This is a genomic window from Pseudonocardia autotrophica (genome assembly GCF_003945385.1).
In the GTDB taxonomy this organism is placed as follows: Bacteria; Actinomycetota; Actinomycetes; order Mycobacteriales; family Pseudonocardiaceae; genus Pseudonocardia; species Pseudonocardia autotrophica.
On sequence record NZ_AP018920.1, the window covers coordinates 5,470,131 to 5,488,763 of the forward strand.

Annotated in this window: 16 protein-coding genes and 2 tRNA genes; 7 read left to right on the forward strand and 11 right to left on the reverse strand. The window is 72.4% G+C overall.

Going from position 1 to position 18,633, the window contains the following annotated elements:
- Positions 1-45 precede the first annotated feature (45 nt).
- From Pdca_RS25595 to Pdca_RS25605, 3 genes are read left to right on the forward strand one after another with little or no spacing between them, the layout of a single operon-like run.
- A complete protein-coding gene (locus Pdca_RS25595) occupies positions 46-1,401 on the forward strand; it encodes a replication initiator (RefSeq protein ID WP_085916661.1) in 1,356 nt (451 codons plus the stop codon).
- Positions 1,398-1,616, forward strand: coding sequence for a helix-turn-helix domain-containing protein (locus Pdca_RS25600; RefSeq protein WP_010228082.1), 219 nt, complete (start codon positions 1,398-1,400; stop codon positions 1,614-1,616). The genes Pdca_RS25595 and Pdca_RS25600 overlap by 4 nt, the downstream gene beginning before the upstream one ends.
- Entirely contained in the window at positions 1,616-2,761 is a 1,146-nt protein-coding gene (locus tag Pdca_RS25605; RefSeq protein ID WP_010228084.1) for a tyrosine-type recombinase/integrase, read from the forward strand. Before Pdca_RS25600 ends, Pdca_RS25605 begins: the two co-directional genes overlap by 1 nt.
- A gap of 182 nt (positions 2,762-2,943) precedes the next feature.
- Here the strand turns inward: Pdca_RS25605 and Pdca_RS25610 are convergent, their stop codons facing one another.
- Both Pdca_RS25610 and Pdca_RS25615 read right to left on the reverse strand, forming a co-directional pair.
- Positions 2,944-4,131: an IS701 family transposase gene (locus Pdca_RS25610; RefSeq protein ID WP_408635018.1), complete on the reverse strand. Its 1,188-nt coding sequence runs from the start codon at positions 4,129-4,131 to the stop codon at positions 2,944-2,946.
- 149 nt (positions 4,132-4,280) lie between these two features.
- Positions 4,281-4,351, reverse strand: a tRNA-Gly gene (locus tag Pdca_RS25615).
- Positions 4,352-4,503: 152 nt separating this feature from the next.
- On the opposite strand from Pdca_RS25615, the gene Pdca_RS25620 reads away from it, so the two are divergent.
- Both Pdca_RS25620 and Pdca_RS25625 read left to right on the forward strand, forming a co-directional pair.
- Complete coding sequence (locus Pdca_RS25620) at positions 4,504-5,055, forward strand: sigma-70 family RNA polymerase sigma factor (protein WP_232021197.1); 552 nt, start codon at positions 4,504-4,506, stop codon at positions 5,053-5,055.
- On the forward strand, positions 5,052-5,714 hold the full coding sequence (locus Pdca_RS25625; RefSeq protein ID WP_085916245.1) for an anti-sigma factor family protein: 663 nt from the start codon (positions 5,052-5,054) through the stop codon (positions 5,712-5,714). Before Pdca_RS25620 ends, Pdca_RS25625 begins: the two co-directional genes overlap by 4 nt.
- 38 nt (positions 5,715-5,752) lie before the next feature.
- Here Pdca_RS25625 and Pdca_RS25630 read toward each other — a convergent pair whose 3' ends face one another.
- From Pdca_RS25630 to Pdca_RS25655, 6 genes are all read right to left on the reverse strand, one after another.
- Positions 5,753-6,928, reverse strand: coding sequence for a peptidoglycan glycosyltransferase FtsW (locus tag Pdca_RS25630; RefSeq protein ID WP_085916244.1), 1,176 nt, complete (start codon positions 6,926-6,928; stop codon positions 5,753-5,755).
- 69 nt (positions 6,929-6,997) lie between these two features.
- The gene (locus Pdca_RS25635; protein WP_232021198.1) at positions 6,998-7,609 is read right to left on the reverse strand and encodes a class F sortase; all 612 of its coding nucleotides are present in this window, start codon (positions 7,607-7,609) and stop codon (positions 6,998-7,000) included.
- Positions 7,596-8,294 carry a CHRD domain-containing protein gene (locus Pdca_RS25640; protein WP_085916243.1) on the reverse strand — a complete coding sequence of 233 codons (699 nt, stop codon included), beginning with the start codon at positions 8,292-8,294 and terminating at the stop codon, positions 7,596-7,598. Before Pdca_RS25640 ends, Pdca_RS25635 begins: the two co-directional genes overlap by 14 nt.
- Before the next feature lie 89 nt (positions 8,295-8,383).
- Positions 8,384-9,268 (reverse strand): ChuX/HutX family heme-like substrate-binding protein, encoded by an 885-nt coding sequence (locus tag Pdca_RS25645; RefSeq protein ID WP_158092332.1) that lies wholly within the window; start codon positions 9,266-9,268, stop codon positions 8,384-8,386.
- Between the two features lie 22 nt (positions 9,269-9,290).
- On the reverse strand, positions 9,291-11,030 hold the full coding sequence (locus Pdca_RS25650; RefSeq protein WP_232021199.1) for a diflavin oxidoreductase: 1,740 nt from the start codon (positions 11,028-11,030) through the stop codon (positions 9,291-9,293).
- Positions 11,027-16,297: a glutamate synthase-related protein gene (locus Pdca_RS25655; protein WP_085916241.1), complete on the reverse strand. Its 5,271-nt coding sequence runs from the start codon at positions 16,295-16,297 to the stop codon at positions 11,027-11,029. The genes Pdca_RS25650 and Pdca_RS25655 overlap by 4 nt, the downstream gene beginning before the upstream one ends.
- Positions 16,298-16,453: 156 nt before the next feature.
- Here Pdca_RS25655 and Pdca_RS25660 point away from each other — a divergent pair.
- Positions 16,454-16,530, forward strand: a tRNA-Pro gene (locus Pdca_RS25660).
- A gap of 136 nt (positions 16,531-16,666) precedes the next feature.
- A complete protein-coding gene (locus tag Pdca_RS25665) occupies positions 16,667-16,870 on the forward strand; it encodes a cold-shock protein (RefSeq protein WP_158092331.1) in 204 nt (67 codons plus the stop codon).
- A gap of 8 nt (positions 16,871-16,878) precedes the next feature.
- Here Pdca_RS25665 and Pdca_RS25670 read toward each other — a convergent pair whose 3' ends face one another.
- The 3 genes from Pdca_RS25670 to Pdca_RS25680 are packed head-to-tail and all read right to left on the reverse strand — an operon-like array spanning position 16,879 to position 18,606.
- The gene (locus Pdca_RS25670) at positions 16,879-18,105 is read right to left on the reverse strand and encodes a tyrosine-type recombinase/integrase (protein WP_085916239.1); all 1,227 of its coding nucleotides are present in this window, start codon (positions 18,103-18,105) and stop codon (positions 16,879-16,881) included.
- On the reverse strand, positions 18,105-18,287 hold the full coding sequence (locus Pdca_RS25675; RefSeq protein WP_085916238.1) for a helix-turn-helix domain-containing protein: 183 nt from the start codon (positions 18,285-18,287) through the stop codon (positions 18,105-18,107). The genes Pdca_RS25670 and Pdca_RS25675 overlap by 1 nt, the downstream gene beginning before the upstream one ends.
- Position 18,288: 1 nt before the next feature.
- Positions 18,289-18,606: a hypothetical protein gene (locus tag Pdca_RS25680; protein ID WP_085916237.1), complete on the reverse strand. Its 318-nt coding sequence runs from the start codon at positions 18,604-18,606 to the stop codon at positions 18,289-18,291.
- Between the last annotated feature and the right edge of the window lie 27 nt (positions 18,607-18,633).

An 18,633-nucleotide genomic window follows, 5' to 3' on the forward strand; every position in this document is an offset into this window, starting at 1 on the left:
GACGCCCACCCACAGCCTTTGACCCGTCCCGGGAGGGATGCCGTGATGACGGCTGCCACAACCACCCAGCACGACCACGACCTGTCCCACCTGCTGCGCTCCGAGAACTTCCAGGACTGGCGCCGCGAAGTGACCGCCATCGGCGGCTGCGCCGCCCCGATCCACCTCACCGGCTCGTCGCGCATCCACGACCGAGCCACTGGCACCGTCCTCGCTGAGCGGGAGGGCGAGATCCTCGCTCCGTGCGGCAACCGGCGCGCGTCGGTCTGTCCGGCCTGCTCGGATCGCTACGCCTCCGACGCCTACCACCTCCTGCGCTCCGGAATGGCCGGCGGCAAGGGCGTCCCCGACACCGCCACCGAGCACCCACGGGCGTTCGTCACCCTCACCGCCCCGTCGTTCGGGCCGGTCCACACCCGCCGCGTCACCGCCCGCGGGCTCGTCGTCCCCTGCGGCTGCGGGGACAAGCACCACCGCGACGACCCCCGCGTCGGCACCGCAATCGACCCCGACACCCACGACTACGTCGGCGCCGTGCTCTGGCAGGCCCACGCCGGAAAGCTCTGGAACCGCTTCGCCATCCGACTCCGACGGCTGCTCGCCGGGATGCTCGGGGTCAAGGTCCGCGAGTTCCACGACCACGCCCGGCTCTCCTACGCCAAGGTCGCCGAGTACCAGCGCCGCGGGCTCGTGCACTTCCACGCAGTCGTCCGCCTCGACGGACCCGACGGGCCGACCACCGCACCACCCGGCTGGATCACCACCGAGGCCCTGGGCGTCGCGGTCCGGGACGCAGCAAGCTCGGTGTCCCTCGTCGTGGACCGACCGGACGGGACACCGCTCCCGCTGGCATGGGGGAAGCAGGTCGACATCCGCCCCATCACCTCGACTACAGCGGCCGCGCTCGAGGACGACGACGGCGAGATCACCGACAATGCCCTGGCCGCCTACGTCGCCAAGTACGCCACCAAGGGCACCGGAAAGTCCGAGGCGACCGACCGGCCGATCCGCGACATCGCCCACGTCCGGCATCTCGACATCACCCCGCACCACCGACGGTTGATCGAAACCGCGTGGGAGCTCGGTGGCCAGGAGCAGTACGAGGCGCTGAACCTGCGCCGGTGGGCGCACATGCTCGGCTTCCGCGGCCACTTCCTGACCAAGTCCCGCGCCTACTCCACGACCTTCGGCACTATCCGCGGGGAGCGCCGCACCTACCGCCTCGGCGAGACCCTCGCCGGCCTCGACACCCCCGCCGACTCGGGTTCCGTGCTGGTCGTCAACGACTGGCAGGTCGTCCAGTTCGGACACCGGAACGACGCCGAACGAGAGATCGCACTCGGCATCGCCGAACGACGACGCGAACAACGCACCACGCGATCCCGGAAGGAGACGTCATGACCACGCGGTACCTGACCGTCCCGGAGGCGGCGGACTACCTCAATACCTCCGTGCGCTTCGTCCGCCGGCTGATCGCTGAACGCCGGATCGCCTTCCATTATGTCGGCCGGCACGTGCGGCTTCGGGTCGCCGACCTGGAGGAGTTCGTCCAGTCCGGACGGGTCGAACCGGTGACCGCCGGCGACGTCCGCCGACAGCTTCGGAAGGTGGGCTGATGGCACGCGGCAACCGCCCCGGACACCGCCGCTTCGGGCTGATCAGGAAGCTGCCCTCCGGGCGCTACCAGGCCTCCTACCTCGGCCCCGACGGCCGACGACGGGCCGCGCCCGACACCTTCGCTCGCAAGCGTGAGGCCGAGCAGTGGCTCGCTGCTGTCGAGACCGAGCTACTCCGCGACGACTGGACCGACCCGGCCCTCGGCAAGATCCCGCTGCGCGAGTTCGCCGAGCAATGGATCGCCGAGCACAAGATCAGCCGCAGGACTCGGGAGGAGTACGCCAGCGTGTGGAGGTTGCACCTCGCCTCGTACCTCGGTGACTACCCGATCGGCCAGATCAGCACCGACCTGATCCGCTCGTGGCGAGCCACCCTGCTCCGCGAGGGACGCTCGGAGGACCGGACCGCCAAGGCCTACCGGCTGCTGCGCGCCGTCCTCAATACCGCCGTCGACGACGGCCTGATCAAGCGCAACCCGTGCCGGATCAAGGGAGCGGGTCAACACCGGACTCCGGAGCGACCGACGGCGACCGTCGCCCAGGTCACGAAGCTCTCCGGGCTCGTCCCACCGCGGTTCCGGGTCCTCGTGCTCGCGGCGGCCTTCACCGGGCTCCGCTGGGGCGAGCTGGTCGCGCTACGGCGCTGCGACATCGACCTCGACGGCGGAGCAGTCCACGTCTACCGGCGGCTGGCTGAACACAAGAACGGAGAGATCGAGGCAGGCCCGACCAAGTCCGTGGCCGGAGCCCGCACCGTGGCCCTCCCCGACGTCCTGGTGACCGAACTGCGCGAGCACATTGCCGAGTACGCCGAGGACGGCACGGAGGGCCTGGTGTTCACCGGCGACCGTGACGGCCCGCTGCGCCGGGGCAACTTCCACCGCGCCACTGCCTGGACCCGCACCGTCGTCGCCGCGGGCCTACCGAGTGGCTTTCACTTCCACGACCTGCGCCACACCGGCAACCACCTCGCCGCGACGGCCGGGGCCAGCACCCGCGAGCTGATGCACCGGATGGGCCACGGCTCCATGCGGGCCGCGCTGATCTACCAGCACGCGACGACTGAGCGGGACCGCGCCATCGCCCAACGGCTCAACGACCTGGTCCAGGGCGACGAGGACAGCACCGAAGACGATGTCGGCTAATACTGCAACGGCGTTTTGTCAGGCTGGTGGGCGTTGGCCGCGGCGGCGGTAGTGGCAGGTCCGGGCCTGGTGCTGGCGTCGTCGGCGCCAGGTGGACCAGGCGAGTGTGCTGGCCAGGCAGGCGGCTGGGGTGAGGATGAGGGTGGCGAGCAGACGCCGTATCTCGTTGCCGCTCAGCGGGATCAGCCCGGTCCGCTCGGCTGGAGATCCCCCTTTTCGGCCTCCTGTGCGCGGGTGACGGACAGGTAGGCGGCGGCGAGCATGGCCAGTGTGATGTGGGCGTACCAGGCTCGGTAGGAGCGGACTTGGTAGTGGTCGAGGCCTGCTTCGTTCTTGGAGGTCTGGAAGCATTCCTCGATCGCCCAGCGTGCGCCGGCGACGCGGACCAGCTCGCGCAGCGGCGTGGCCGCGGGGGCGGCGCAGCGGTAGAACGCCAGCTCCCGGGTGGTCTTGCCCTGCCCGGGTTCGGTCTGGCGGCGCACGAGCAGCCAGTGCCCCCACCCGTGGGGCAGGCCGGCCGGGTCGAGGGCGACGGTGGTCCAGTCATAGATCCGCTCTCCGTGCGCACCCGCGCCGACCTGGCGCCGTTCCCACCCGCTGCGGCCGGTGTCGGGGTCGCGGGCGCCGGCGATCGTGGCGAGGACCTTGGCCTGGCGGCGATGCCCGTCCGGGCTGGTCAGGACGTCGTCGTTGCGAGTGGCCAGCACGAACGGAATCTCCCGGTCGGCCAGCCAGGTGCGGAAGGTCGGATTCTGTCCGTAGATCTCGTCGGCGGTCACCCACGAGCGGGGTGTGAGGGCCCCGCAGGCGTGGGCGCGGGCGAGCATCGCCAGCCCGAGCTGGGGCTTCGTGGCGAACCCGACCTCATCGGGCACGTCAGCTCTGGCGCAGCGGTCCCGGTCCTCGGTCCACGAGGTCGGCAGGTAGAGCTCGCGGTCGATCAACGCCCGCCCCTTCGAGCTGGCATAGGCCAGGAACACCCCGAGCTGACAGTTGTCGACCTTGCCGCTGGTACCGGTGTACTGGCGTTGCACTCCCGCCGAACGCAGGCCCTTCTTGATGAACCCGGTCTCGTCGACCACGAACACCTCACTTGCGGGGTCGCCGAGGGCGTCGAGGACGTAGTCGCGCACGTCGTCGCGGACCCCGTCGACGTCCCAGTCAGCGATGCGCAGCATCCGCTGCGTCCCGTCCGGCGAGACCGCCCCCGCATGCTCGGCCAGAGTCCACCCGTTCTTGCGCTCCAACCCGGCCAGCAGGCCGCGCACATACGCCCCGGCCCGCGCGCGGGGCTCACGACGGAAGAACCGCGGCCCGATCGACGCGATGACCTGGTCCAACGCCGCTACCCATCCAGCAAGATCCACCACCCGGCGATCATCACCGCCGAACCCGGATCAGCCTCTCACGACACGTCGAAACGCCGTTGCAGTACTAATTGCACGCTAGTTGCACGGAACGACAGCGGCGCCCCTCCCATGATCGGGAGTGGGCGCCGTTTTCGCTGGTAGAAGCTCTGAGCGGGCGACGGGAATCGAACCCGCGTAGCCAGTTTGGAAGACTGGGGCTCTACCATTGAGCTACGCCCGCGTGCCCGATCGTGTCGATCGGACGTCCGCCAGCGTATCCCACTCCGAACCACTGAACATCCCCGCCCCCGGGTACGTATCGACATCCGGGCAAGGACGTTCAGGAGGTTCCGGACACCGATGATGATGGCGCGCAGACGCGGCCTGCGGTCCGTGGGGTCCCCACCGGGGGCACCGCCGACGGACCCGGGGCTCGACACCGAGGCCGGGCTCAGGGCTGCGTACAGCGCGCACGGTCCGGAGATCTATCGCTACGCGCTGCGCCAGCTGGGCGACGACGGCGGCGCACAGGAGGTCGTGCAGGAGGTCTTCCTGCGGGCCTGGCGGCGGGCCGACTCCTACGACGCGTCGCTGGCGAGCCTGCGGGTGTGGTTGTTCGCGATCGCGCGCAACGTGGTCGTCGACGAGATCCGCCGGCTCAACGTGCGACCCTGGCGCAGGCAGCTCACCGACGAGCCCGAGTCCGGGAGGGACTCGATCGGCCCGGCCGAGGACGCGCTGGTCGACACCTGGCTGGTCGAGGAGGCGCTGCGCCGGCTCCGGCCGGAGCACCGGCAGGCGATCGTGCAGGCCTACCTGCGCGGACGTCCGCACGCGGAGATCGCGGCGGAGGCGGGGGTGCCGGTCGGGACGATCCGAAGCCGGGTGTTCTACGGGCTGAAGGCGTTGCGGCTGGCGATGGACGAGATGGGGGTGGAACCGTGACTCCGGACGAGCACCGGGCCCTGCGCGAGGCGCTCGGCGACTACGCGATCGGGCGGCTGCCCCGCGACGAGACGTCGGCGCTGCAGGCGCATCTGGACGGCTGCGCCGACTGCCGCGCCGAGCTGGCCGAGATCTCCTCGGTCCTGCCGGCGCTGCGCCGGGTGGATCCGGCGCGCCTCGACCACACCCCGTTCCCGCCGCCGGACCTGGGCGAGCGGATCGTGTCCGCCGCCCGGGCGGAGGGGGCACGCCCGCGGCAGCGGCCGCGCTGGCTCCCGGTGGCCTCCGCCGCCGCGGTCGCGATCCTGATCGGCGGCGCCGTCGGCTACGCGGCCGGCGACTACGACGGGATCCCCCGCGAGCCGGTCGCGGTGCAGGCGATGGACCCGGCCGTGCAGGCCACGGCCGTCGCGATTCCGCACACCTGGGGCGTGGAGATCGTGCTCGACGCCGACGGGTTCCGGGCCGGCTCCACCTACCGGGTGGTGGTCGAGGCCGACGACGGCCGGGAGGTCGGCGCCGGCGAGTTCATCGGGACCGGCGAGAACCCGATGATCTGCAACCTGAACTCGTCGGTGCTGCGGTCGGACGCCTCCGGTTTCAAGGTGCTCGACGCCGCCGGCGCGACCGTGCTGCGCGGGGACCTGACGGCCACCTGACCCGGCGCGGCGCGCTCACCTGAAGAGGCGCGCCGCATTCACCTGATGCGGCGCGCCGCGTTGGCCATCAACCCGAGCAGGAACAGGGTGCTGACCAGCGCGGTGCCGCCCGCGGACACCAGCGGGAGCTGCTGTCCGGTGACCGGCAGCAGCCCGACGACGTAACCGACGTTCATCGCCGCCTGCACGACCACCCAGGTCGCGGTCGCCGCCGTCGTCAGGCGCAGGAACGGGTCCTTCGTGCGCGCGGCGATCCGCAGACCCACCCAGGCGAGCAGTGCATAGAGCGACAGCACCAGGAGCCCGCCGACCAGCCCGAGCTCCTCGCCGATCACGGCGAAGATGAAGTCGTTGGCCGCGTTGGGCAGGTAGTCCCACTTCGCCCGGCCCTGGCCGAGGCCTGCGCCGAACACGCCGCCGTCGGCCAGCGACAGCAGCGCCTGCCGGGACTGGTAGCCGGCGCCGAGATCGTCACCCGCACCGAGGAACGAGGCGATCCGGTCCCGCCGGTAACCCGACGTCAGGCCCAGCACCGCGGCGCCCGCGATGGCGCCGCCGCACATCGCGGCGAGCGAGCCCAGCGGGGTCCCGGCGAAATACAGCAGCGCCAGGACGATCACGCCGAGCGCGACCGTCGTACTGAGTGCGGGCTGCATCATCAGCAGCGCCGCCATCAGCAGCCCGACCGGCACCAGCGGCAGGACGGCGTAGCGCGCGAGCCGGACCGCGCGTCCGCGCAGAGCCAGCACGTGCGCACCCCACAGCAGCACGATCACCTTCGCCGCCTCGCCGGGCTGCACGGTGAACCCGCCGAGCGAGATCCATCGCCGGGCGCCGCCGCGGACCTCGCCGATCCCCGGGATCAGCACCACGACCAGCGCGGCGACACAGGCGATGAGCAGGATCGGAGTCCAGGCCCGTAGCCACGACGGCCGGACCACCATCCCCACGGCGAACGCGGCGATCCCGACCACCAGGAAGATCATGTGCCGGGCGAAGACGGTGAGCACCATCCCGTCGGCGACGGTGCGGCCACCCGCGGACGCGGACAGCACCATCACCACACCGACCAGGAGCAGCACCCCGGTCACGCCCAGCACCAGGTGCAGCGGTGGCACCCGGCCCAGCCGGGCCAGCCGGGCCCGGAACGACGCCGCGGCGCCCGCCGGTCGGCCACCCGACCCGGACCGCGTACTCGACCTCGGCGACGTCACTCGATCAGTGTCCGTCAGATCCGGTCATCGGCGATGTAACCGGCCGTCACGGCGCGTCCTGCAACGGTGTCATCCGGCACGGGCGTGCACCACGAGATTGTCGACGTAGCTGCGCTCACCGCGGTCGAAGTCACCGGCACAGGTGACCAGCCGCAGCACGTCGCTCGACGTCGCACCGAACACCTCGAAGGTCGGGAACTCGTCCTTCGGCATCTGCCGGGTCCGCTCGACGACGTACTGCTCCAGGCTGCCGTCGCTGTGCCCGACCTCGATCACGTCGCCCGGTTCGAGATCGCGCAGATCGAAGAACACCGCGGGTCCGGCCCGGGAGTCGACGTGCCCCAGCAGGACGGTCGGGCCAGGGTTGGCGCCGCGGTCGAACCAGCCGACCCGGTCGAAGTCCTGCGGGACCTCCGCGGTGTTGTCCTCGGCGACGCCGAGCCGGATCAGCTCCGGCTCGTCCACCCCGATCGCCGGGATCCGCAACGACGTCGGCAGCACCTCCCCCGCCTGCGCGACGACCGGTTCCTGGGTCATCGGGGCCGCGGGCGGCTCGGGCGCGTCCGGCGCGTCGGATGCGGCGGGCATCCCGCACGCCGTCAGCAACAGCAGCAACGCGACGACGCCCGGGAGCAGTGTGGCTCCCGGGCGCCGGTCACGCGCGTACTCAGCCCTGCGCACGGCTCCGGCGGACCAGCACGACGCCGGCCCCGGCCACGGCGGCCAGCCCGGCCGCACCGACCGCGTACATCGCGGCGTCGTTCGAGGCGCCACCGGCACCGGTCTCGACACCACCCATCGGGACCTCGGTCAGCTGGCCGCGCACGGTGCCGGCCGCGAACTCCGCGGTGTGGGTGTCGGCGGAGAAGCCGGCCGGGTTCGCCTCGATCTGGCTCAGCGTGAACCCGGTCGCGGTGTCCTGCCCGTTGTCACCCTCCAGCCCGGTGGTGAACGGGCCCTGCATGCAGCCCGACGAGTTACGGGTGTCGCCGTCACCACTCGGGTTCGGGAACGCCAGGCGCGGCGGGCCGGGCTCGCCGGCGTTCGCCTCGTGGATGTGCGTCGCGGTCTTCGCCGGGCTCTCGTACTCCCCGGTCACCCCGCGCAGGGTGATGTCGTAGCAGATGATCTCGTCATCGCTGTTGATCCGGAAGTTGAACTCCCCGGTCGCGCCGGGCTGACCGGGCACCGACTCACCGTCGTTGTTGATGATGGTGTCCGGGGTGGCCATCACGGTGTACATGCTGGTGAAGGTGTCCGGCTCCGGCACCTCCGTCTCCTGGGCCATGGCGATACCCGCGGTCGCGACGAACGTGAGGGCACTCGCGGCCGTGACGGCGGCCAGGCGAGGGAGGGTGCGATGCATCTGGGGAGTCCTTTCTGACTCATTCATCCTTGATGCCGGTCTCTACGCACGTGTCCCGAGCCACGTTCATCCGTCATCCGATCGGATGATCAGCGGGGCGGGCCGAAGACGTCCGCGACCATCCGCTCCCATGCCGTGACCGCCTCGGCGGACGGCAGGCCGAGCTGTCCGAGCAGGCCGAGACAGTCCCCGTCCGCGCCGATCAGCAGCACCGTCGACATCCGGCCGTGCACGCCGTGCGTGCGGACGACCCGGAGCTCCCCGACGTCGGCCGGGCCGAACGCGAACTGTGCGGGCCCCGACACGACCCCGACGACCTCGCCCGTCTCCACGTGGTCGACCCGCCCGACGGACGCCTGCAGGCACCCGCGGTTCGGCACCGCGAATCCCACCGGCACGCCGTGCTCGCACAGCGCACACAGCAGCTCGACGACGGGCAGGAACCCCGACTGCGGCACCGACGGCCGGGCGAGCCGGTCGAGCAGATCCGCGTCGCCGGTGGTGACCAGGTCGAGCAGGCCGAGGTGGTCGAGCTCGCCGGGGTCGTCCGGGAAGTCCGGCGCCGGCAGCGCTCCCCCGTCCGACCGCGGTGCCAGCTCCATCACGTCGACGACGAGCGCCGCGGGTTCGGACACCAGATGTGACCGGTGCACCGCCGTCCCTCCGGAGTCGAACATCCACAACCCGGCCGGCTCCCGGGAGTCGTCGTCCGGGGCGGTACTGATCAGCGACGACACCGCGGACCTGGACAGTCGCAGGTTCACCATCCCGGCCCGCACGGCGAACGCCTCTCCGGCGAAGGTCGGCGGAGCGTAGGTGCCCAGCTCGGTGATCAGCGCGCTGCCGTTGGCGGTGGTCGCGACGACCTCCTCCAGCAGCGGCAGGTGCCGGGCCAGCGAGTCGGGATCGAGATCGAGCCGGGTACCGACGCGGTTGGCGAGCAGCAGGTCGAGCTCGGTGCGAGGCAGGGTCACGAGATGCTCCGGATCAGGTAGTTCAGTAGACGTCACGCAGGTAGCGCTTCGCCCGCTTCAGGTCGGCGACGAACTCCGCGGCACCGTCGACGTCCGTACCGCCGTGTTCGGCGACGACCGCGTGCAGCGCCGCATCGACGTCGCGGGCCATCCGGCTCGCGTCGCCGCACACGTAGAGGTGCGCGCCGCCGGCGAGCCAGTCGTGGAGCCGCGCGCCGTGCTCACGCATGCGGTCCTGGACGTAGATCTTGTTCGCCTGGTCGCGGGAGAACGCCAGGTCGAGGTGGGTGAGCAGGCCGGAATCGGCCCACCCGGTCAGTTCGGAGCCGTAGAGGAAGTCGTGCTCGCGGTTCCGGTCGCCGAACATCAGCCAGTTCCGGCCGGTCGCCCCGCGTGCCGCACGTTCCTGGAGGAACGCCCGGAACGGCGCGACCCCCGTCCCGGGCCCGATCATGATCATGTCGACGGTGTCGTCGACCGGCGGCCGGAACGTGCTGTTCGGCTGCAGGAACACCCCCGCCGTGTCGCCGACGGCGAGCCGATCGGCGAGATGGGTCGAGCAGACCCCGCCGACGGCTCGATCACCGCACCGGTAGCGCACGCTGGCGACGGTCAGGTGGATCCGGTCCGGCGACACCAGGGGGCTGGACGAGATCGAGTACGCCCGGTGCTGCAGCGGCCGCAGCAGCCCGAGCAGCTCGTCGGCGTCGCACCGGAACCGGGCGGTGCGCAGCAGATCCAGCAGGTCCCTCCCCCACAGGTACGCCTCGCGGGCGGCCTTGTCGGGGTGTGCGAGCGCGGCCCGCAGTCCGTCGTCCGGCGCGCGTTCGGCGAGCACGGCGAGCAGCTCGCGTGACGGCGTCACGATCTCGTGCGCGTGCGTCAGTGCCTCGCGCAGCGGCCGGTCCCCGGCGGGGGTGTCACCGTCCGCCCCGAGCTGCTCCAGCAGCGCCTCGACCAGCGCCGGGTCGTTGCCCGGCAGAACCGCCAGCGCGTCCCCCGCGGCGTAGCCGATCCCGCTGTCGGCGAGTGCGAGCTCGTGATGCCGGATGTCCTTGTCCGAGCCCGGCCCGGAGAGCCGGACGCTGTGCGCGAGTACCGCCGGGAACGGGCGGCGGCGGTCCCACCGCGGGCCTGCCTCCTCCTGGACGGGGGCGGCCGGGCCGGGGCGGCCGGCGGCGAACGTCGCGATGACCTGCTCGTACCACTGCTCGGCCTGGTCCTCCCACATCACGTCGCAGTCGACGCGGTCCAGTGCGCGGGTCGCGCCCAGCTCCGCGAGCCGGGCGTCGATCAGCTTCCCGGCGGCGCAGAAGTCGTCGTAGGCGGTGTCGCCGAGCGCGCAGACCGCGTAGGTCGTGGACTCCAGCCGGGGCGCCGCACCGGACTCGACGAGCTGCCGGAACAGGTCCGCGTTGTCGGGCATCTCGCCGTCGCCGTAGGTGGAGCAGACGATCACCACCCGCTGCATGGCGGCGAGCGCGGCGGCGTCGACCTGGTCCAGCTCGACCGGTTCGGCGGGGGCGCCCGCTGCGCTCAACCGGCTCGCGACCGTGCCCGCGACCAGCTCGGCGTTGCCGGTCTCGGTGCCGTACAGGACGTGCACCGGCGGGTGCGCGGACGTGTCCGCCGGCTCGCCGCTGCTCGCCGCGGAGCGGGCGCCCGCGAGATACCCGGACAGCCAGATCCGCTGCTCCGGGCTGAACGGGGCATCGGAGGCGACGCCGAGTGCCCGCAGGTCCGGCGGTGGCTGCGCGGTCACGGCGCACCCACCAGGTCCGGCATGGCGCGGGCCGCGAAGAGCTCCTCGAACCCGGGGATCCGGCCCAGCGCGGCGGTGTTCGCGGCGTCCTGGGCGAGGATCCAGCCGAACGTGCCCGGGCTGTCGGTGCCGTACACGTCGCGCCGCGCCAGTGCCGCCTTGAGATCGCCGACCCGCTTGGTGGAGACGAGCACGGCGAGCTCGCCGTCGTCGTAGCCGGTGAGCGCGTCGCGGGCGTAGCGGACCAGCCGGGCGCGGACGGCGTGATCCTCGGTGAGCAGCAGGGTGCGCGGGTCGGCGCCGCGGCGACGCGCGACGTCCTCCGCGATCCGCTGCACGGTCAGGCCGTTGACCAGCGCGTACATCTGTTCGTCCGGGTCGGTGGGGACGGCTCCCCCGGCCACCGGGACGCCGTCGCGCTGCGCCAGTTTGTGTCGGCGCAACTGGTGCGCGGCGAGCGCGTCGGCCAGCTCGTCGACGAGTTCGGCGCGGTTGTTCGCGGCGAGCACGGCATCGGCGTCCTGGTAGAGCCGCAGTGCCCGCGGGGTCGCGACCAGCACGTGCGCCCGCTCGGTGTCCCAGTGCTCCAGCAGCCGGGCGGCGCGCGCGGAGCCGGTGGCCTCGAGGTGCCAGCCGAGCAGCAGCCGGACGGCGGTCTCGTGGAACCCGCCGACCGGGGCGACGTCCACCGAGTCGGTGCGCAACGCGGTCCGCCCCTGCGGGTCGTACTGGTACAGGAACCCGCCGGACATGCCGTTGCCCAGTCCGGCGCCCGCGGTGCCCAGGTTCAGCACGGCGCCGCCGGTCATGTACTCGCAGCCGAAGTCGCCGAGCCCCTCGACGACGGCGGACGCGCCCGAGTTCCGCACCGCGAACCGGTCCCCCGCCTCTCCCTCGACGAACAGCCTGCCGCCGGTCGCGCCGAACAGGGCGAAGTTGCCGATCAGCACGTTCTCCCCCGGGCCGCCGCCCGCACCGCCCGGCGAGCGCACCGCGACCGTCCCGCCGCAGGCGGCCTTGCCGACCCCGTCGTTGGCGGTGCCGGTGTGCTCCAGCCACATCCCGTCGTTGCAGAACAGGCCGTAGGACTGCCCGGCCGCGCCGCGGGTGCGGATCCGGACGTGCCGCTCGGGCAGGAAGCGGCGGCCGCGGTCGTCGGTCAGGGCAGGCCCCGCGACGCGCTCGTGGTTCAGCATCCGCTCCAGATCGACGGCCAGGCGCCCGCCGACCGAGCGGTGCCGGTTCCCCAGCTCGCCACCGTCGATCGCGATACCGGGAGCGCCCCTGGCGAGCGCCGCGCGCACGGTCGCCGACCACGACTCGTCGTGCGCGTGCTCGGCGCCGACCCGCACCGGATCGGCGATCTGCGCGCGGGGCGCGGGGTGCAGCATCCGGCGCAGGTCGAGCCGGGCGACGAGCGCCGGATGCGCGGCGAGGTGCAGCAGGTCGGTGCGGCCGCGGGCCTCGCGCAGGCTGCGCAGGCCGAGCCCGGCGAGGATCTCCCGGACCTCGTGCGCCACGCCCAGCAGGTACTGGGCGAGCGCGCGCGGGTCGCCGTCGAACGCCTCGGCGTTCGTGGTGATCCCGGCCGGGCAGCGCACGTTGCAGTTCTTCGCCATCACGCAGCGCAGCATCATCAGCGCGCTCGTCCCGAACTCGAAGCTGTCGGCGCCGAGCAGGGCGGAGACGACGACGTCGCCCCCGGTCTGGTGCGCGCCCGAACAGCGCAACTCGACGGCATCGCGCAGGCCGTGCGCGGACAACGCCTGATGCACCTCGGCGACGCCGAGCTCGGCCGAGCGGCCGGCGAACTTCAGGCTGGTGACGGCGGCCGCGCCGGTCCCGCCGGTGTTCCCGGCGACGTTGACGACGTGCGCGCCGGCCTTCGCGACGCCGACCGCGATCGTCCCGATGCCCTCCGACGACACCAGCTTCACGACGACCTTCACCCGGGCCGCGGTGGCGTCGTGGATGAGCTGGGCGAGGTCCTCGATCGAGTAGGTGTCGTGGTGCGGCGGCGGGGACACCAGCTCGACGCCGGGGGTCGCGCCGCGCGCTGCGGCGATGTCGACGGTGACCTTGCGGCCGGGCAGCTGGCCGCCCTCGCCCGGCTTCGCCCCCTGCGCGATCTTGATCTCGATCTGTTCCAGCATCGGATCGGCGAGGTAGCCGGCCCACACCCCGAACCGGCCGGACGCGAACTGTTTGATCCGGGAGCCACGGATCGTCCCGAACCGGGAGCGGGCTTCGCCGCCCTCGCCGCAGTTCGACAGGGCGCCGACCATGTTGGTGCCGTGTGCGACGGCCTCGTGCGCGCCCGCGACGAGCGCGCCGTGGCTCATCGCGCCGGACGCCAGCCTGCGGGTGATCTCCGACGCCGGCTGCACCTCTTGCAGCGCAACGGGTTCCGGCGCGGTAACCAGCCGGTCCAGCCAGTCCAGGGCCGCGCCGCGGGCGGATCGGACGTGCACCGCCGGGCCGTCGGGCTCGACGTCGATCTCCGGGCCGAACCGGCCGCTCAGATAGTGGGCCAGCGGGCCCGCGTCGCTGTCGACGACCAGCCGGTCGCCGTCGCGGCGCAGCCCGCGCACCGCGATCGTCGCGGTCGCGCGGGCGTCGATCCGGTCGAGCCGGTCGACGCCGTCGCGCAGGTCCACCGGCAGCAACAGCACGTCACGCAGCGCCGACGGGCGCCGCTCACGTTCCCGCGCCAGCGCGGCGGCGAACTCCCGGTAGCCGGGGGTGATCGTGAAGCCGTCGATCTCGGCGCTGCTCAGCGCGCGCAGGCCGGTGTGCGTATACGCCTCCTCGTGCAGTCCGAAGGCATCGGCCAGCCCGGTCAGCGGGAGCAGCCGCAGCGCCGGGTCGACGCCGGCGGCGGTCAGCGCGACCCGCTCGTCGGTGAGCCCGGTGAAGGCCCGCACCGCGGCGACGCCGTAGGAGTGCCCGGCGCCGTCGGCGCGCTCCTTGAACAGCCCGAGCTGCGGAACGTCGTCCGGGCCGGTGGCGGTCAGCGCCCGGTGGTGCCAGTCGGCGGCGGACCGTTCGATCGCGGCGAAACCGACCCCACCGACCGGGGCGTCCAGGTCCGGGAACCAGCGCCGCAGGACGGGATCGTCGGTGTCGAGGTAGCCGGGTTCGAAGAACTCGCCCGCCACGTAGCTCTCCGCGGTGCACAGTCCGACCCGCGCCATCGTCTTGAGGAGCGCCTTCTCGGCTGCCGCGCGGAACCGGCCGAACGCGCCCGGATCGCCGGACTCCGCCGCGCGCAGCCGGGCCGAGTGCGGGTGCACCGCAGACGCGCCGAACCCGAGCACGACGGCGAGATGGTGCGACGAGCACACCTGCCCGGTCGCGACGCCCAGCGACACCGCAGGGCGCAGGCCGGCCTCGATCAGGGCCCGGTTCACCGCGGCGACGGCGAGCACCGCCGGGATCGCGGCCCGCTGTGCGCTCAGCGCGCCGTCGTCGAGCAGGGCGATGCCGCCGCCGGCGCGGGCGAACGCGACGACGTCGGCGCGCAGCGACTCGATCGCCGCCGCCAGGTCGCCGGGGGTGTGCAGCAGGTCGAACTCGGCGACCGGCACGACGGTGCCGACCCGCAACCGGGCAAGCTCGGCGTCGTCGAGCAGTGGGGAGGCGAGGACGATCCGGTGGAACGGATCGCCGTCGGCGAGCGGGCGCGCGCCGAGCGCGACCCGCAGGCTCATCCCGTCGGCCTCCCGGATCGGGTCCAGCGGCGGGTTCGTGACCTGCGCGAACCGCTGGGTGAAGAACCGGGCGACGCCGCCCTCGCGGTCGGTGAGCGCGTTGATGGCGTTGCCGTAGCCCATGGCCGAGATCCGTTCGGCGCCGTCGGTCAGCATCGGGTCGAGCAGGAAACGGAACGCCTCGGAATCCAGGCCGTAGGCGACGTAGCGCTGGTGCACGGCCAGATCGCCCGCGCCCTCGCGCTCGGCCGCCGGTGCCGGCAGCTCGCCGAGCCCGGTGCGGGCCGCGGCCAGCAGCGCCGGGTAGTCGGCGCGGGACGCGAGCAGCTCCAGGGTCTGCGCGGTGTCGTAGCTGCGCCGCTCGGTGGCACTCCACCACAGCATCCCGCCGGCCTCGATCCGGCCGCGGCGCAGCACCCGATCGGCGGGCAGGTCGAACTGCCCGGCCTCGGAGGAGACCGTCAGATACTCGTCGGTCTCGCAGGTCCGCAGCGGACGCAGGCCGAGCCGGTCCAGTCGGGCGCCGGTCACGTCGCCGTCGGAGAAGACGACCGCGGCCGGGCCGTCGTTGATCTCCTCGACCAGCGAGTGGTACTCCAGCATCGCCCGCACCGGCTCGGGCAGCGAGCGGTCGTTCTCCCAGGCCGGCGGCTTCATCGCGACGACGGCGGCGACCAGGTCGATGCCGTCGCCGGCGACCCGCGCGTGCAGGGTCTGGTCGAACCGGGCGCTGTCGGACTGGCCCGGCGGGCGGACGACCCGCTCACCGCGGGCCGCAGCCAGCGCGTCGTCGGCGATCCGGTTCTTGCGGTCGGTGTTGAGCTCACCGTTGTGCGCCAGTAGCCGGAACGGCTGCGCCATCGTGGGATGTGGGTCGGTGTTGGTGGAGAAGCGGGTGTGGAAGTAGAGGCTCGACACCTCGTGCGCCGGATCGGTCAGGTCGGTGAACCAGCGCAGCACCTCCCAGGAGTTGAGCCGCCCCTTGAGCACCTGGGTCCGGGTGGACAGGCTCAGCGGATACAGGCCGGCGAGCTCCGGCTCGGTGTAGGCGAGCGCCTCCACGTCGAGCAGGCAGCGGTGGGTGAGCCGGTCGGTGTCGGCGCCGTCGGGCACCGTGAAGATCCACTGCCGGATCGGCAGCTGCTGCGCGACCGCCGCCGGACGCAGCGCCGACGGATCGGTCGGCACGTCGCGGACGGCGAGCACGGTGCCGCCGTGCCTCTCCAGCGTCGTCGTGACCAGCTTCTCCGCGGTGCCCGCACGGTCCGGGTCGGTCGGAAGGAACAGGTTCCCGACGCCGAACCGGCCGATCGTGAGCTCCCGGCCGACGAGCGCGGAGAAGAACCGCACCGACAGATCCACCGAGACGCCGCCGCCGTCGCCGACGCCCTCCGCCGACATGCCGCCGCGGTGCGGGACCGCGCACAGGGCACGATGGGCGTGGACGAGCACGTCGTGGGTCTGCACGCCGTCCTTGCGGACGATCAGGCCGACGCCGCAGCTGCTCAGCTCGGCGGCCGGGTCGTGCAGACCGGTGGGTGGGGACGGTGCGCGCAACCGGCATCGCTCCTTCGTTTTTAGGGAAGGCTTACCTTAGGAACGTGGGGCGCGGAGGATCAACGCCCGGGAGCTGTCGCGCGGGACACATCGCGGACGGGCGGGGTGGTGACGTCGTCGCCCTGCAACGGACGGGCGGGGCTAGACTGCCGTCGACGGGGTGTGGCGCAGCTTGGTAGCGCACTCGCTTTGGGAGCGAGGGGCCGTGGGTTCAAATCCCGCCACCCCGACCACATCCGACCTGCGGAAACAGGCCGGTGCTACATCGCCCGAAGATCGAGATGTAGCAGTTGCTGTAGCAGTGGCTCCCGCAACCACGTGGACCGTGGCGACCTGACCTGCTCTGATCGACGCATGGCAACCGGGGTCGTGAAGTTCTACAAGGCCGAGAAGGGCTGGGGCGCGATCAGCAGCCCGGAGCTGCCCGACGACCTCGACGCCTTCGTCCACTTCAGCGCCATCGAGGCCGAGGGCTACAAGGTATTCGAGCAGGGCGACCAGGTTGAGTTCGACTACGAACCGGCCCAGCAGGACAGCTTCCGTTTCCGCGCGACGCGCGCACGACGCCTCTGACACCTGGCTCATCCCGCCTCCCACTCGATCGCATCGAGCGCCTGGCGCATCTCGTCCATGTTGGTGTGGGCGTAGATCGTCATGGTCACGTCGATGTCGGCGTGCCGGGCGATGGCCTGCACCACATGCGGCGGCGTCCCGAGCGACAGCAGCAAGCTGACGACGGTGTGCCGCAGGTCGTGCAGCCGAACGCCAGGAAGGCCGGCGCGGACACGGAGCTTGTCGAAGTCGCGGTTCAGCGCGCGCGGTTCTAGCGGGGTGCCGACCTGCGTGCAGAACACGAGGTCGTGGTCCTGCCAACACTCCCCCGCGGTCTCCCGTTCGTCGGCCCAGACGCGGCGACGAGCCAGGATCGCCGAGCGGGTGATCTTCGGCAGCGGGACGACGGCCGACGAGGCGCGGGTCTTGGTGCCCTCGACGACCAGCTCCCCGCCGACACGCTGCACGGTCTGCCGGACGTGGATCGTCGCGTCGTCCATGTCGATGTCACACCACCGCAGCCCGAGCAGCTCGCCCCGTCGGAGTCCGAGAGTGGCCGCGACGACGTAGAGCGGATGGAACCGCGTCCCCTCGGCCGTCGCGAGGAGGGTGCGCACCTGGTCGACGGGCAGCCCCTTCCCGACGGAGTACTCCGGCGTCTTGACCCGCACGAGCTTGGCGACGTTGCGCGGGACCAGCTCCAGGCGCTCGGCGTGCCCGAGCGCGTTGCGCAGGACGGCGTGCACGTACTGGAGCTGCCGGGTCGAGGGCCGCCGCCCGCAGCAGCGTCCCCGTGAGCAGCACTGCTGCGCCGGAGGCCGGCGGGCGTCCCACTGGTTGGCGCAGCAGAGGCACTTCTCCCGCATCCCGGCCATGAACGAGCGGACGTCGGCGGCGCTGAGCCGGTCGAGGCGCTTCTTGCCGAGAGCGGGCACCAGGTGCAGCCGGACCGCGGACTCGTAGCCGCGGATCGTGGTGGCGCGCTTGTCGTCGCGGATGTCGGCGAGCCACTGGTCGAGGAACTGCGCGACGGTCGTGCGCCGGTCAGGTGCGGGCATCCCGGCGGCCGAGCGGGTCTTGAGGACGTCGAGCTTCCCGCGGACCTCCTCGAACGACCGCCCGTAGACGGGGCGACGTTTGATCTGCCCGGACGTGGTGTGCACATAGGCCATGCCGACCCAGTAGCCGTCGCTCTCGCGCTGGTAGATCGAGCCCTCTCCGTTGCCCCGGCGGCCTCGGGGCTTGCGCAGCGGCATCAGGCCGCGTCCTCGTCGAGCAGCCGGGCGACGTACTCCTCCACGGCCGAACGCGGGATGCGGCGGGCACCGCCGATCTTGATGGAGCGCAGCTCGTTGTTGCGGATCAGGTCATAGACCTTGCAGCGTCCGATGTGGAGCAGCTTGGCGGTCTCCTCGGCGGTGAGCAGCAGGGCGTCCATGTCAGCAGGCCTCCTTCATGTGGGCGTCCCAGTTGTGGGCGGACTCCCGCCAGAAGCGGGCCTCGTGCTCGGCGTCGCCCCGGGCTCCCAGAACGGCGCGGTAGAACAGCAGGTCGACCTTGGTGCGCGCGGCCTGGCTACGAGCGAGCACGCGCCACCAGCGCGCGGTCCGGTCGTACAGGTCGGCCATGCGGCGGGCACGGACCGCGTGCGCCGCTGGGCTGTCCGGCTGGACCGCTCCGAGTCGGAGGATCTCGGCGGTGACCCGGTCCAGGCCGCCCCGGACGGTGTCGAACACCGGATCGGTGGTCGTGGCCATGTCAGTTCCCCTTCCGGGCGGTGCGGG

What these genes read in the sequence shown, in the direction of transcription:
- Pdca_RS25595 (WP_085916661.1), top strand. Translation starts at nt 46, where the DNA reads ATGACGGCTGCCACAACCACCCAGCACGACCACGACCTGTCCCACCTG.
- Pdca_RS25600 (WP_010228082.1), top strand. Translation starts at nt 1,398, where the DNA reads ATGACCACGCGGTACCTGACCGTCCCGGAGGCGGCGGACTACCTCAAT.
- Pdca_RS25605 (WP_010228084.1), top strand. Translation starts at nt 1,616, where the DNA reads ATGGCACGCGGCAACCGCCCCGGACACCGCCGCTTCGGGCTGATCAGG.
- Pdca_RS25640 (WP_085916243.1), bottom strand. Translation starts at nt 8,294, where the DNA reads ATGCATCGCACCCTCCCTCGCCTGGCCGCCGTCACGGCCGCGAGTGCC.
- Pdca_RS25670 (WP_085916239.1), bottom strand. Translation starts at nt 18,105, where the DNA reads ATGCCGCTGCGCAAGCCCCGAGGCCGCCGGGGCAACGGAGAGGGCTCG.
- Pdca_RS25675 (WP_085916238.1), bottom strand. Translation starts at nt 18,287, where the DNA reads ATGGACGCCCTGCTGCTCACCGCCGAGGAGACCGCCAAGCTGCTCCAC.
- Pdca_RS25680 (WP_085916237.1), bottom strand. Translation starts at nt 18,606, where the DNA reads ATGGCCACGACCACCGATCCGGTGTTCGACACCGTCCGGGGCGGCCTG.